We start from the raw sequence: 14,218 nt of genomic DNA on the forward strand, positions 1-14,218 counted from the left end.
CATTTCTCGTGGCACTGGTCTGAAAGGATGCACCATGAACACCCCCGTCCCTGATTCGCTGACCGACGCCGTAGCGCGCTGTGCCGACGAACCGATCCATATTCCCGGCGGCATTCAGCCCCATGGATTTTTGATCGTGGTCGCGGCGACAGACTTGGCAGTGCAGCAGGTCAGTGAAAACGTCCGCCAGTGGCTTGGGCTCGAGGCGCAGAGCCTGCTGGGTTTATCGCTGAGCGAGCTGATTGATGAGCCGGAGTTACCGGCGCGGCTCGCCGGCCTCTCGGATGAAGACCGCAACCCCTTCCACCTTGGCGATGTGCGTTTTGTTAAGGGTACGGCACAGGCCTGCTCCTTCGCGCTGATGGGCCATCGCAACGAGGATCAGCTGATTCTCGAATTCGAGCAGGCCAGTAATGCTGGCGAGGCTTACGGTGTTCTGTATCCCTTGATGCGCACCTTTGTTGCCGAGCTGCATGCGGCGAATACCATCGAGGCCATCTGCCAGTTGGCGGTCAATGAGTTGAGCCGGATTACCGGTTTTGGCCGCGTCAAAGCCTACCGGTTCGATGAAGCCGGCAATGGTGAAGTGCTGGCCGAACGCGCCGCCCCGGGTTACGCCAGCTACTTGGGCCATCAGTTCCCCGCTTCGGATATCCCGGCCCAGGCCCGCGCGCTGTATTGCAAGAATCTGATTCGGCTGATTCCCGATGCCAATTACACGCCCTCACCCCTGATTCCCGCGCTGAACCCGGTCGATCAGCAGCCGCTGGATTTGGGCTTCGCCTCGCTGCGCAGCGTGTCGCCGGTGCATCTGCAATACATGCGCAACATGGGCACGCTGGCCTCGATGTCGGTGTCGATTGTGGTGCGCGATCGCCTGTGGGGGTTGATCTCGTGTCATGACAGCGAGCCGCGTCTGCTCAGCCACAAAACCCGCACCACCTGTGAGTTGTTGGCGCGCATTCTGGCGCTGCAAATCGACGCCAGCGAAGCGGCTGAGTTGGCGCACCGCAAGTTGGAATTGCGCCATCTGGTCGTGCGGCTGTTGGCCGGTATGGCCGATTACGACAGCGTGACCGAAGGCTTCCAGCGCTTGCCTGAGGTGGTGTTGGCATTCGCCCAGGCCCAAGGCGCCGCCGTGGTGACGGCCGATACGTGCGTCACGGTCGGCAACGCGCCGGCCGACGCGCAGATCATGCAACTGGCGACCTGGCTGGGCAGCCAGAACGGCGGCCCACTGTTCAGCAGCGACAACCTGGGGCGCGACGTGCCGCATTTACCGCACCTGGCGGCTCACAGTGCCGGCGTGCTGGCGGTGTCGATTTCCAAGCTGCACGCTCATTACCTGATGTGGTTCCGGCCCGAGCGCGTGCAGACAGTGAAATGGGCCGGGCAGCCGAATAAAACCCTGGATTTAACCAGCGGCGCCCTTTCCCCGCGCAACAGTTTCGACACCTGGCGCGAAGAGCTGCGCGGGTACTGCGCGCCGTGGGACGCGGCTGAATGCGAAGGTGCTATGGAGCTGCGCAACGCCGTGCTGGGCATCGTGCTGCGCAAGGCCGAAGAGATGGCGATGCTGGCTGGCGAACTGCGCGAGAGCAACAAAGAGCTGGAGTCGTTCTCGTACAGCGTGTCCCACGACTTGCGCGCGCCGCTGCGCCACATCGCCGGCTACACCGAACTGCTCGGTGAGCTTGAAGGTCAGCAGCTGAGCGAGCGCGGCAAGCGTTTCCTGGTGAACATCAGCGATGCCGCGCGTTTCGCCGGCGTGCTGGTGGACAACCTGCTGAGCTTCTCGCAAATGGGCCGCGCCGCGCTGCACATGACCGATGTGGACCTCGGCGCGCTGGTGGCCTCGATTCGCGAGGAAATGCGCCCGGACTACGATCAACGTGACGTCGAATGGCGCATCGGCTCCCTGCCCGTGGTGGTCGCCGACGCCGCCTTTATTCACATGGTGCTGCGCAACCTGATCAGCAACGCATTGAAATACAGCGGCCGCCGCGACAAGGCCGTGATCGAAATGGGCGCCGAACAAAACGACGATGAAACGGTGATTTTTATCCGCGATAACGGCGTGGGCTTCGACATGCAGTACAGCAACAAGCTGTTCGGCGTATTCCAGCGTTTGCATCGCATGGAAGAGTTCGAAGGCACCGGCATTGGCCTGGCCAGTGTGCGCCGCATCATCGAACGCCATGGCGGCCACGTTTGGGCCGAAGGCCGTATCGACCATGGCGCCACGTTCTATTTCGCCTTACCCCGACTGACTTACAACACTCCACTTGATGACCGGAAAGACTGATGCTCAAACCCATCCTTCTCGTTGAAGACAACCCCAACGATCTGGAACTGACTCTGGTCGCGCTGGAGCGCAGCCAGTTGGCCAACGATGTTGTGATTAAACGCGACGGCGCCGAAGCGCTGGATTACCTGCTGCGACGTGGTGATTACGAGAGCCGCGCAGACGGCAATCCGGCCGTGCTGTTGCTCGACTTGAAGTTGCCCAAGGTCGACGGTCTGGAAGTGCTCAAAACCGTGCGCGAAACCCCGGCGCTGCGCAGCATTCCGGTGGTCATGCTGACCTCCTCTCGCGAGGAACCCGATCTGATGCGCGCCTATGAAATGGGCGTGAACGCGTATGTGGTCAAGCCGGTGGAATTCAAAGACTTCGTGGCGGCGATTTCCGATCTGGGCATTTTCTGGGCCGTTCTCAATGAACCACCGCCCGGCTCGTTGCGTCTGAACCGCACCCGCAAGCACGACGACCAGCACGACTGACCTAGGAACATTGATGCCCGCGTCAACACACATCCGTATTTTGTTGATTGAGGACAGCCCGCACGATGCGGAACTGGCTCAGTTAGCACTGGAGCGCAGTGGTTACAACCTCGATGTCGAATTGGTCTACGACCAGTCTGGTGTCGTTGAAGCCCTGGAGCGACGCGAGTTTGATCTGATTCTGGCCGACTTCATTCTGCCGGGTTTCTCCGGCAGCCAGGCGTTGCAGGAAGCCCGGCGCCTGGCACCGCAAACCCCGTTTATTTTCCTTTCCGGTGTGTACGGCGAAGAAAACGCCGTCAACATGATGCGCGCCGGCGCCGTCGATTACGTGCTCAAACAGAACCTCTCGCTGCTGCCCAAGGCGGTGAACCGCGCCCTGGCCGAAGTGAATGAGCGGCGCCGTCGGCAACAGGCGGAGCAGGCGTTGCAGGAGGTTGGCGTGCGCGCCCGTCTGGCCGTGGAAGCGGCTGGCCTGGGCATGTGGGATTACGAGCCCAGCAGCGGCGAACTGCGCTGCGACCAGCGCTACCGCGCCATGTGCGGCCTGGACGGCGACGAAACGCTGGACATGAGCGTGTTCGAACGCCTCTGTCACCCGGACGATTTGCCGGCGCTGCGGGCACGCATTCAAGCGGTGACCAGCGACCCGCATCACCCTGATTTCGCCACGCCCTACCGCATTCATTTGCCGGACGGCCGCGAGCGCTGGCTGGAAATGCGCGGCCAGGCGTTTTTTGAAGGCACGCAGTGCACCCGCTTTGTCGGCGTGGTGATGGACATCACCGAGCAGCGCGCCGCCACCGAAGCACTCAAGCAAATGAACGAAACCCTCGGCGAGCGCGTGCAAGAGCGCACCCGCGAGCGCGACCGCACGTGGGAATTGTCCCGCGATTTGCTGGCGGTGACGGGTTTTGACTCCACCACCTTGGCGGTCAACCCGGCTTGGCAAAGCATTCTGGGTTGGCGTCAGGACGAGTTACTCGGCCTTCCGCTGGTGGCCCTCACCCACCCCGACGACGTGCGCAGCAGCCGCGTGGCGATGGCCACCGTGCGGCGCGGAAAGGTCGCGGACCGCTTCGTCAACCGCCTGCGCCACCGTGACGGCGGTTACCGCTGGATTTCCTGGAGTGCCGTGCCCGACGGCGGTCGTGCCTACGTGGCAGGCCGGGATATCACCAGCGAAATTGCCAGCATCGACAAGCTGGCCGACGCCAACGCCGCGTTGCGCAAGCAGATTCAGGAGCGGGAAAAAGTCGAAGCCACGCTCCGGCAAATGCAACGCCTGGAGGCCGTTGGCCAACTGACCGCAGGCGTCGCCCACGATTTCAACAACCTGCTGACCGTTATTCTGACCAGCGCCACCTTCTTGCAGCGCGACCTGGAACGCGGCGTGCCGCCTGAAACCAGCCTGCGCCGGGTTAATCACATTCGCACCGCCGGTGAACGCGGCGCCACGCTGACCAGCCAGCTGCTGGCCTTCGCCCGTCGTCAGCAATTGGCGCCCGCACCGCTAGACCTCAATGAAACGCTGAACAACTTGCACACCCTGCTCAAAAGCACCCTGGGCGGGCGCATCAGCGTGGCGATTCAGGCGCAGTCCGACCTCTGGCACGCCTTGGTCGACCCGACGCAGATCGACATGATCATCCTCAACCTGGCCATCAATGCCCGCGACGCGATGAACGACGGCGGCCAGTTGGTGCTGGCCACCGCCAACGTCACCATCAGCCAGGCCGCGCAAAGCGCCGAAGAGCCGGGGCCTGGCGACTACGTGATGCTGTCGGTCTCGGACACCGGCACCGGCATGAGCCAGGAGGTGCTGCAAAAAGCCTTCGAACCGTTCTTCACCACCAAGGAGGTGGGCAAAGGCTCCGGCCTGGGCTTGGCGCAGGTGTTCGGTTTTGCCAAGCAATCGGGTGGCGGCGCGCGGATTTTCACTGAAGTGGGCGTGGGCACCACGGTGCAGGTGTATTTGCCACGCACCGAACCGCAGGCCAACCCGGTAGCGGCCGATCAGGCGGGCGAGAGCCCCGAGTTGCTGTGCGGCGAGCACCACATTTTGCTGGTCGATGATGACCCTTCGGTACGCGACGTCACGGCGCAGATGCTTCGGCGCCTGGGATTTGAAGTCACCGAAGCGGAGTCCGGCGCCCACGCGCTCCACTTGTTGACGAGCATAAAGGTGGATTTGCTGCTCGCCGACTTCGCCATGCCCGGCATGAACGGCGGCGAACTGGCCCGGGTGGTGGCGGTGCAGCAACCTCAGCTGCCGATCGTGTTTATCAGCGGTTATGCCGAACTCGACTCCGTGGGCCTCGGCGACAGCCCGGTGATCCAAAAGCCGTTCACCGAAGACCAGCTGGTGCGCAAGATTCTGCAAGCCTTGCGCGCCGTGGTGCCCAAGCATGGATAACGTGCGCGCACGCCTGCGCCAGGCCGGCGCCGGCTTGCATCAAGAGGTCGATGACGCCTTCTCGGCGCTGTCTGTGGAAACTGCCGACGGTTATCGCCACTTTCTGCAAGCCCACGCTGCTGCGCTGTTCAGCCTCGAACACTGCTTGGAACAGAACGGCATCGAATGTTTGCTCGACGATTGGCCACAGCGTCGGCGCAGCGATGCCCTGCGTGCGGACCTCGCAGCACTCAACTGCCGCCCCGTTGCGCCGCTGCCGGCGCGCAGCAGCGTTAGCCAAGCGTGGTGCTGGGGCGCGGCGTATGTGCTGGAAGGCTCACGCCTGGGCGGCCAAGTGCTCGCTCGGCGCGTGCAAGCCGCGCAGCCGGGCGCGCCTATGCGTTATCTGGGCCACGCCGCCACGCCTGGTCTCTGGCCAAGCTTTTTGCAGCGGCTGGAAAACCACGCGCAGCACTGTGACGAGCGCGAACTGCAGCGCGGCGTGACAGAAGCATTTGAGCTTTTTTTACAGGCGGCTCGCGGGCAATTGACGGCTGTCGCTTAAGTTGCCGAGGACGTTGCCGTTGGGGCTGAGCTAAGCTCGAATTGTTGACCCTTGCCCTTCCCTCTTGAGAACGCTGCCATGTTCAAAGCACACAAATCGATCGCGCTGTTCGCCTGCCTGACCCTGGCGATGGGTTCTGTTTCGGCACTCGCCGACCCTGGCAACGGCAAGGGCAAAAACAACGGCAACGGCCATGGTGGCGAACATGCGCAGGGCGGGAAGAATAAGGGCGGCGGCGGTAACGAAGGGCATGGCGGCGGCCCCAGCGTGGACCGTAACTCTATCTACGGCCTGCTGGGCGGCCACCGCGACTATTGGAGCCCAGGCCCAGCGCTGCCCCCCGGCATTCAGAAGAACCTCGCCCGCGGCAAACCGCTGCCACCGGGCATCGCCAAAAAACTCGACGGTCGCCTGCTCGGTCAGCTGCCGCGCTACGAGGGTTATGAATGGCAGCAAGTCGGCACCGACCTGATTTTGGTCGCCATCGCCACCGGCATTATTTATGAGGTGCTCAACGGCGCGTTCGACTAAGAAGCGCGCCGTGCGGGGTGGGTTTCAGATCAGATTGTTGCGCTTGGCCAGTTCGACCAGTTCGAGAATGTTGCCAACCTGAAGCTTGCTGATGAGTCGGCTTTTGTACGTGCTCACGGTTTTCTCGCTCAGCAGCAGCTCATCGGCGATGTCTTTGATCCGATGGCCCGTCGCCAGGCTACGCAGCACGGTCATTTCGCGGTCGGACAGGGTTTCCAACAACTCCTTCTCCGAAGCCAACTGACCGCTGCCATCGACCGAGGAATACTCGGTGACGGGAAACAACTTGTAGCCCGACATCACCGTTTGCACGGCGTTGGTGAGCTGTTTCATGTCGCTGTCTTTGGCTACGAACCCCGACGCGCCGGCCCGCGCACAACGAACCGCGTAGCGGCTGGCATCCAGGCCCGAGAACACAATGATTTTGGGCGGATTGGCCTGCGCGTGAACCCGCTGAAGCACGGCGAAGCCATCAAGCTGCGGCATGTCCATGTCCAGAATGACCAGATCCGGCGAGAGACTGCGTAAAAGGCTTACCACCTCGACGCCATTACTGGCCTCACCAATAACCTCATGCCCGGCAGTTTCCAACATCATCCGTGTAGCCATGCGGATAACCTCATGGTCGTCAGCAATCAAAACTTTCGCCACGCTGCACCTCGATCCGTAGATGGCACTGTCCATGGCCCACCTGGCCATGCCATCTGATCGTAGTCGCAATGTCGGATTTGTGTAGGAAGAGGCGAATTTAAGCGTACGACCGTGCCATAAAACCAGCGGGCGTCAGAAACAACAAAGGCCTACCCGCATCGCTGCGGATAAGCCTTTGTGTTGGAAGTGGTGCCCGGAGCCGGGGTCGAACCGGCACGTTCAAAGAACGAGGGATTTTAAGTCCTAAGGGGAAGCTCGAAATATCAGCTACTTACTGCATTTTGCGGGCCGCAAAAAACGATTTATGGCACCCTTGCAGCCCAATAGTTTCAAGGGTCGTTAATTAATTGCGGACCAGTTTTCAGGCCTTTATCCGACCCTTGTGTGGCTGATTACGAATCAGATGCGCGACTTAATGAAATCAAGCCGATGCGGCCGTTATTTGTACGCCGAACTCGGCGCGCGGCCCTCTTGTTGCGCGGGGGTTGCTTAGTAAAGTCTGCGACTTTTGACGGGGCCCCGCCTACCTAATGCGATACTCCCTGTATGGCAGGTATCGGCCAGGAGCAGTCGTTGGTTGTAACGTGCAAATACTTGACAGTAGACATTCAGAAGCGCCTATGGAACTGCTGCGGCAGCGCTGATGGTCTCAATCCACGAAAAAATAAATACAGTAATATCTTGGATATAAAAGGCTTACTCATGACAGCAATTGCGCTACTCGACGCTGAAAAGTCTCCGTATCTAATTGCAGACACATTAGTCAGCGTGGAGACGGCGGATCCGAACCCCGAAAAGAAAATTTGGCTTCCAGCGCTAGGAAGCATTAACTCCGAATGGGGTACACCTCCAAAACTTTGGCATATTTCGCGACTAGCCAGGAAAACCTATTTCTTGCCAAACAGTTCTGGAGTACTTGCTTTTTCTGGGAACTGCGCAGCCGCTGCGGATTTCCTAAGAGAGCTATCCAGGAAGTTTTTGACATCTTACAGTTATGATCGATCACTTCGAATCTCACGCAAAATAATTGAAGATTCTTTGCGAAACTCTAGGAGAGCATGTGAATTTTCCTTGCTCGGAGTGCTTGTCAGTAGCGGTGGATCCCGTGAGGCTTTCATACATAACGTGCACAGCCAAATAGACACCATAAATTACGGAAAATGTTACGTCGCAGGCAGTGGTGGAGAGCTTATCGCCAATATAATTACATCTGTAGGCAATCAAAAACTTCGCGATCATCTTTCTATCAGTCCAACTGAAGACTTGGCTGAATTGATTTCTAGTCAAATGCTCTTCCGAGAAAGAGGCATAGAAAACGGACGCGCTCCAGGTACCCCAATTGATCTAGGTTGCGGTGGATTCTATGAGTGGTACGCAATATGTGAAAACGGACCACATTCAATGCCGCCAAGGATAGACATTCACGTGAGCTTTGATGAAGGCCGGCTGTATATTTCAAGGCTACACTTTAGCGAGCAGATGGAGAGTAGAATTACTAGATTGATAGGCTCATCTCTTCCATCACAAGACTATTCGCTTATGGTTTATAATTTCGGGCTGAATTCGGCAGAAATTCCCTTAGATATTGATGTATCGAATGAAATAACATATGTGACTACTCAGGCGGCCGCAGTTTTTATCGAGTCTGTTTTTAAGCCAAATGTAGAACTTAACGGCAATCCCCGCCCAAGAATGTCTGGCTTGCTTACGCCTGACTTGGTAGCACATTTGTTTGACGAGGAAATCGAGGTGCGACGTGCAAGAATAACGGTTTCCGCCCTTGGCCAGACACTTCAAGATGCAACTATTTCTACTATTGACGCACCGCCTCAAGCGACAATAGTTCGAATCGGGAATTATATATACATTTCGCTAGGAGTAGAAATATTGAAAACGGTTGTAGATGCTATTGCTAATCTTGCTCAGAACAACTCAGCAATCAAGGACCAAATTCTCAGGGCTGCAGCTCAGCAATGAGCGCCGCTCAAAGCGCTAGCATTGGCTTCGCGACCTTCAATGGGCGATCTGAGTGTCTAGCGCGATATGTGAGAATAGAGGTAACTCACTTTTGGCCGATAGCTACCGTTTGAATTGGATGAAAGGAGTCATCATGAAATTTATATCCGGTATCTCCTCACTGGTTAGCATCAGCCGAAAAGGTAGGCCGTCTGAAAACGCCGTCATCGAGAGTTTTATCGGCTCGTTGAAACAGGGTATTTTTACGATCTTGCCTTTTTTTCTTCTTCTGTCTGGTTGCGACAGTAAAACGAGTTTTAGTGTGCAAGGGAAAAGTTCCGAAATCAGACTGAGCGTACCTCGTGGCATGATACCTGATGGGGCCCCTTATCCTCGAGGTACGGTATCGATGGTAATCTTGAAGCCTTATCCAAACGGAAAAAATCATCTTTCAGACGATTTTCTTATGCTCGAAAAATACGTAACCCCAGAGGTCCGGAGGGAGATCAACATTTCTAAATTGAATGAGGAAAAAAAAGCCGCTTCGCAATTCTCGGGATATGATAGGTATGAGCTGGATACTGGATTTGCGTTGGTGAGACATGGTGAAGGAGGTGCGTCTTTCTATCTGGAATGCGCGAATGAAGTGAACCCTAACACTATGTGTTGGTACTTCGGTAATTACGAGAAAATGCTGTCTTATAGGCTTGCTTTGCCGTTAGCCAGAGTTGCTTATTTGGATCAGCATATTAAAAGTGCTGAAGACGTAATCAGGTCAATCAAGGACGAAACCTGATATCCCATAGAGCAGGCCGCGGACTTTAAAATAGGACGATTCTCCGCTAAGCGCTGAAGCTGAGGGCATCATTAAGCAGGTGTTCGGTCGGTGTCTCGACTCGCTTTTCGAAAAGCAGCGGCGGGTGTTCGATTCCCAGGTTTGGCCAAAGATGGCAGACGCTCAATCCCACTTCGACAAAGAACATCGGGAAAGACTGCTGCGTCGTGACTCTCCGCCGTAGCAGAACAAAGGGGACTGATTTATTAACCGACTCTAAATTAGAGCAGCTTAATAAATCTGTCCCCTTTTCCATGACAGCACGTTGCAAGGCGGATTGGGCGAGTTTGCCGCTGGCGCTACAGCGGGTAGAAAGCGATGATCGCTACAACTGGGTCTTGCCGACCGGGCTGTGCAAACCGATGCGCTACGTCGTGGCTGGCAGGGCAATGATGATCTCACGCTGAGCTAAACCCAGCCTTATGGAAGACCAAGGATGACCACCATATCGCCGGTAACCGGCTCCAAAGAAACCAGTCAGAAGTTGCTCAAACTGATCAAGCAGTGCAAGTCGTTCTCTTGGGCTAGCGCGTGGTGCACGGAAAATCCGGTGTTTAAGGCGGCGATCGCCAACAAGGCGAAAATGACCCACCTGGTTATCGGTACCACGCGCTATTTCAGCGATACGAAGTGCCTGGTGGCCTGCAAAGACTTCACCCCGGCCAAGGTTTTTGCTCCGGACGCCGCCCCGATGTTTCACCCGAAGGTCTACAGCTTCGACCTGGGTGATGAGCTCTGCGTCTATGTGGGTAGTGCAAACCTCACCGGCGCCGGCATGGCCCGCAACATCGAAGCCGGCGTGTTCCTGCAGGGCGGCCGAAAAGACCCTGCTCTGGTGTCGTTCCACGACTTCATCCGCCAACAGTGGGCCCGCGCCGAGTCGATCGACGACGATTTCATCCAGTCCTACGAGGCCAACAAGGCCCGGGCAAAGGACGCCTTGGAGGAGCTGAAGGCATTCACCCGCATCAGGAAGCCTTTCGTGCGAAGCGGGTCAGGTAATAACGCTGATCTCAATGGCATGAACTGGAAGCACTACGTGGCCAGCGTCCAGGCGGACAGGGCCAACGACCTGCCGGGGCGGATACAGGTGCTCTCGCAAGCCCGGCAACTGTTCGCCGACACCACCACTTTTGCTGACCTGCCCATAAACGACCAACGCCGGATCGGCGGCTTACTGCACCGCTCTTCCGTAGAGGATCTGGATTGGGGGCTCTTCGGGCAAATGAATTCGTCTGGCCGGGCCTTCGCTGCCCTGCAAAACGAACCCGTGGCAATCTCATGCGCTCTGGACCAGATACCGTTGCTGGGCCCCGTGAAGCGCCGCCACTACGAAGCATTCGTTAGCAGATTCCTACGGGTACCCGGTGCGGCGGCGACGTGGATTGGCATTGGCACGCGTCTGCTGGCGATGAAGCGGCCGGACTACTTCTTTTGCTACTGTGGCCCGAATGAACTGGGTCTAGCTGCCGCCTTCGGCACAGCCTTCTCGACCGTCACCTTGCACAACTACTGGGACCGGTTCATTGAGCCCATGCAGCTCATGCCTTGGTGGCAGGAAGAATTGCCAGAGTCCGATGAGGAACAGCAACTGTGGTACGGCCGCGCCGCATTGCTCGATGCGATCTACTACGACCCGGACAGGCGTAGCAGTGTGGCCGAAGCTCGCGCTTCCCGCCGGCGGGGCTGAGGGGTAGACGAGGCTACAGGGCGCCACTGGAAAGCGGCCCATCGCCCTATTCTTACAGCTCACCATCGTGAGACAGCGAAGGTGCTGATCGAAAACCGACAAAAAGCCACTTCCTAAGAAGTGGCTCAGGTGTATCAAGCAAACTGAGTCGCTCCTAGTTTCGTAGACACATCCGAGCTGCTGCTTCTGGCCGACTCCGGCCTGACACGACAGGCTCAAAGCGGCCAGAAGCGGACGGTGGGAATCCGGTTACGCGCTGGTATTCTCGACTCTCCAATGAACGGGGACAGCCAGGTTATGAAAAAGCCCAAAGAGCTGGATGAGCTAAAAGAGTTGGCTCGATCAGCTACGTACGAAGCTCTCAAAGGGTATGAGGCTCCCCCGGAAGAGTGGAAAAAGAACTTGACGTTGGGTGTCGCCTTCGAAAAAGAGCATCGAATATTCGAGCTTTACGTTGCCGGTGAAAAACCTGAGGACGCCGTCGTAATTAGCTCGGCGAGAGTTAACCGTCTCACCAAATCTGTTGAGGTGACGGTGTCCAATCTGATCAAGAAAACTCCGCCATCAGAAATTATCTAAATATATGACTTGGCCTGTCCGCTGTTGGCCGATTGCTGCCTGTCATGAACTACAGTGATTGGCTGATAGTGAACGCACCAATACTGCAGCAGTAGTGTAAAAAGCTCGGCAATCAGGGTTCTTGCTTGTTGGGCCTGACTGGCCAGCGGCTAAGAGTTTCGGTGCGGACTGATTGAATTAAATGCTCAGGAGTAAGCGCGGCAGCCCGTTCGCTATAGTTCTGAGCAAAGCGGCACGCTGCGCTAAGTGCAAACGATGAGGCTTCCTCTGGCTTCAATAGCCCTTCCTGAAGACGACTACGGACTTCAAGAGCGATGCGGCTGGTTTCGGCAGAGGCACACTCTGAGATGAGATCGAACTTCTCCTGGGCGAGCTCTGAAGGAATTTGCAGCTTTCCTTGGCAGCCTACGAACACAAGCCAACTGCTTGTCTGGATATCTTCACGGTACTGCTGGGTCTTTGCAATTTTCGACATTTCCAATGCCGCAGGAGAAGCTGAACCATCGGCATCTGTCGTGCAGCCTTGAAGAGCAATAAGGGCAAAAGCTGCAGGCAGGGCGATCCGTAAACTTCGTTTCATTCATCTCTCCTTCTGGCTTTTCACCAGCTTACCCAATCGCCTTCATACGCCGCCATTTACAGCGAAGAAACTAACGAGTTATGGCAGCTACCGAGGAAGGGACGCCTCGGCGCTGTTTGCGTATTTTTTAAGGGCTATCTTGCCTTCTGTCCTTGCCCAAGCAAGAAGTGCGGCAGGGTCGGAAGACTTTGCTTTGTACCGGTTAGTTAGAGCGAAATTCAGCGCCCGCTCCACAAGCTCTTTCCCATACTCGCGCGGTGTTTTCGAAACAGAGGTAACAGTGAGAACCTCCTGAGCAATAAGGTCCGCTTGGAAATCAGTGCACTCTTTTACGGCTGTAAGTTCGGGAAAATCATTTGAGTGCCAATTCTTTTCTGCGTCTACGTGATGCTTTTCCATGCAGCCGTAGGACACCAAAGCCAAGGCAGTAAAATCGTCCTCCATGTACTTAGGATCCCCGCTCAATAAGGCATCGAGACGATCTTCTTCAGCCGAAATTGCTGCAGCGGCGGCGCTGACGACTGGATCCACCGTTTCTCGATCAGGCAAAACTGGCCATTTATTTTCGTCGGTATCTTTGACGAATGCGATTAGCGCTTCAGGCGTGAGCGCAGCGGCTTTGTCATTGTGATTCTGCGCAAACTGGACAGAAGCACTGATAGCAAACGATGACATTTCCTCTAGTTTTAGCAGCCCTTCATCAATACGGCTATTGGCCTCGACACTAATAGCGTCGAATTGGTCCCGTTCGCACTTCAATAACTTCGCCAGATTCTCATCAACGAGCGCGGGATTTATTTGCAGCTTGCCTTCGCAGCCAATGAAAAGGAGCCCAATGCTAGTGTGTATGTCTTCTCGAAATTGCGGACTGCCTGCGACTTGATCAACAGCCGACTGTTCGGGGGCCGGCGCCGAGCACCCCAAAAGAGATGCAGCAGTAGAAGCTGCAATTAGCGCAATCGTCAAAATCCGTTTCATTTAGTGCTCCAATTGGAAGGGTTGCCGCTACCGAGGCACGGCCGACGGGTCGCGGTTCTCATTTTCGTAGCGCGCTATTTTCCCCTGCAGCCGTGCCCAAGCTAAAAGCGCGGTGGAGTCGTAGGCCTTGGCCTTATCGCTGTAACTCATCGCAAAATTCAGCGAACGATCAACAAGCGCTTTGCCATATTCGGAGGAAGTTTTCTTACCCACGGATTCAATCGTTAGGACATCCCCAGCTATGACCTCCGCCTGATGATTAGCGCAGCTCTGGACGGCTTCACGCTCTGGGAAATCATTCGCCGTCCAATATTTCTCGGGGTCTAGGTCGTTCTGCGAGAGGCAACCGTGAGCAACCAAAACCATATAGGTATACCTGTCCTCGGTGAGCTGAGGATCCGCATCGAATGCGGCAACATATCGATCTACCGCGGCTGATAATTCTGCGGGATCCTCGACACCTGAAAAATCCGCCGCCCCCTTTTGACCAGCTACACATCCAGCCAGAAAAGCCGCGATGGGTAGCAATGCCGCGCCAAGGGTCAAAATCCGTTTCATCTGCCGCTCCTTCTGATTTTCCCGCCAGCTTACCCATCGCCTACATACGCCGCCACCTTACCGGTTGGACCTTGCGGAGGACTCTTCCGGACAGGGTGGCGACCTATGCACGCAATCCG

13 protein-coding genes are annotated in these 14,218 nt (G+C 56.7%); 9 read left to right on the forward strand and 4 right to left on the reverse strand.

Annotated elements, in window-relative coordinates:
- Positions 1-34 precede the first annotated feature (34 nt).
- From ACZZZU_RS04400 to ACZZZU_RS04420, 5 genes are all read left to right on the forward strand, one after another.
- Positions 35-2,305, forward strand: a complete 2,271-nt coding sequence (locus ACZZZU_RS04400; protein ID WP_463549878.1) for an ATP-binding protein — start codon at positions 35-37, stop codon at positions 2,303-2,305.
- Entirely contained in the window at positions 2,305-2,781 is a 477-nt protein-coding gene (locus ACZZZU_RS04405; RefSeq protein WP_122498240.1) for a response regulator, read from the forward strand. The genes ACZZZU_RS04400 and ACZZZU_RS04405 overlap by 1 nt, the downstream gene beginning before the upstream one ends.
- A 13-nt stretch (positions 2,782-2,794) precedes the next feature.
- Positions 2,795-5,197: a hybrid sensor histidine kinase/response regulator gene (locus tag ACZZZU_RS04410; RefSeq protein WP_463549879.1), complete on the forward strand. Its 2,403-nt coding sequence runs from the start codon at positions 2,795-2,797 to the stop codon at positions 5,195-5,197.
- A complete protein-coding gene (locus tag ACZZZU_RS04415; RefSeq protein WP_463549880.1) occupies positions 5,190-5,741 on the forward strand; it encodes a biliverdin-producing heme oxygenase in 552 nt (183 codons plus the stop codon). Before ACZZZU_RS04410 ends, ACZZZU_RS04415 begins: the two co-directional genes overlap by 8 nt.
- Before the next feature lie 78 nt (positions 5,742-5,819).
- Positions 5,820-6,272: an anti-virulence regulator CigR family protein gene (locus ACZZZU_RS04420; protein ID WP_463549881.1), complete on the forward strand. Its 453-nt coding sequence runs from the start codon at positions 5,820-5,822 to the stop codon at positions 6,270-6,272.
- Between the two features lie 24 nt (positions 6,273-6,296).
- Here ACZZZU_RS04420 and ACZZZU_RS04425 read toward each other — a convergent pair whose 3' ends face one another.
- Entirely contained in the window at positions 6,297-6,971 is a 675-nt protein-coding gene (locus ACZZZU_RS04425) for a response regulator (RefSeq protein ID WP_463549882.1), read from the reverse strand.
- A gap of 498 nt (positions 6,972-7,469) precedes the next feature.
- On the opposite strand from ACZZZU_RS04425, the gene ACZZZU_RS04430 reads away from it, so the two are divergent.
- The 4 genes from ACZZZU_RS04430 to ACZZZU_RS04445 all read left to right on the forward strand — a co-directional run bounded on the left by ACZZZU_RS04430 (position 7,470) and on the right by ACZZZU_RS04445 (position 11,983).
- A complete protein-coding gene (locus ACZZZU_RS04430) occupies positions 7,470-8,900 on the forward strand; it encodes a hypothetical protein (RefSeq protein ID WP_463549883.1) in 1,431 nt (476 codons plus the stop codon).
- A gap of 133 nt (positions 8,901-9,033) precedes the next feature.
- Positions 9,034-9,675 carry a hypothetical protein gene (locus ACZZZU_RS04435; RefSeq protein ID WP_463549884.1) on the forward strand — a complete coding sequence of 214 codons (642 nt, stop codon included), beginning with the start codon at positions 9,034-9,036 and terminating at the stop codon, positions 9,673-9,675.
- A gap of 475 nt (positions 9,676-10,150) precedes the next feature.
- Entirely contained in the window at positions 10,151-11,404 is a 1,254-nt protein-coding gene (locus ACZZZU_RS04440) for a phospholipase D family protein (RefSeq protein WP_122493635.1), read from the forward strand.
- Between the two features lie 297 nt (positions 11,405-11,701).
- Complete coding sequence (locus ACZZZU_RS04445) at positions 11,702-11,983, forward strand: hypothetical protein (RefSeq protein WP_463549885.1); 282 nt, start codon at positions 11,702-11,704, stop codon at positions 11,981-11,983.
- A gap of 112 nt (positions 11,984-12,095) precedes the next feature.
- On the opposite strand, the gene ACZZZU_RS04450 is transcribed toward ACZZZU_RS04445, so the two are convergent.
- The 3 genes from ACZZZU_RS04450 to ACZZZU_RS04460 form a co-directional block, all read right to left on the reverse strand.
- Positions 12,096-12,563 (reverse strand): hypothetical protein, encoded by a 468-nt coding sequence (locus tag ACZZZU_RS04450; RefSeq protein ID WP_463549886.1) that lies wholly within the window; start codon positions 12,561-12,563, stop codon positions 12,096-12,098.
- A gap of 87 nt (positions 12,564-12,650) precedes the next feature.
- A complete protein-coding gene (locus tag ACZZZU_RS04455) occupies positions 12,651-13,541 on the reverse strand; it encodes a hypothetical protein (RefSeq protein WP_463549887.1) in 891 nt (296 codons plus the stop codon).
- 27 nt (positions 13,542-13,568) lie between these two features.
- Entirely contained in the window at positions 13,569-14,099 is a 531-nt protein-coding gene (locus ACZZZU_RS04460) for a hypothetical protein (protein ID WP_463549888.1), read from the reverse strand.
- Positions 14,100-14,218 lie beyond the last annotated feature (119 nt).

This window comes from Pseudomonas sp. AC136 (assembly GCF_979258585.1).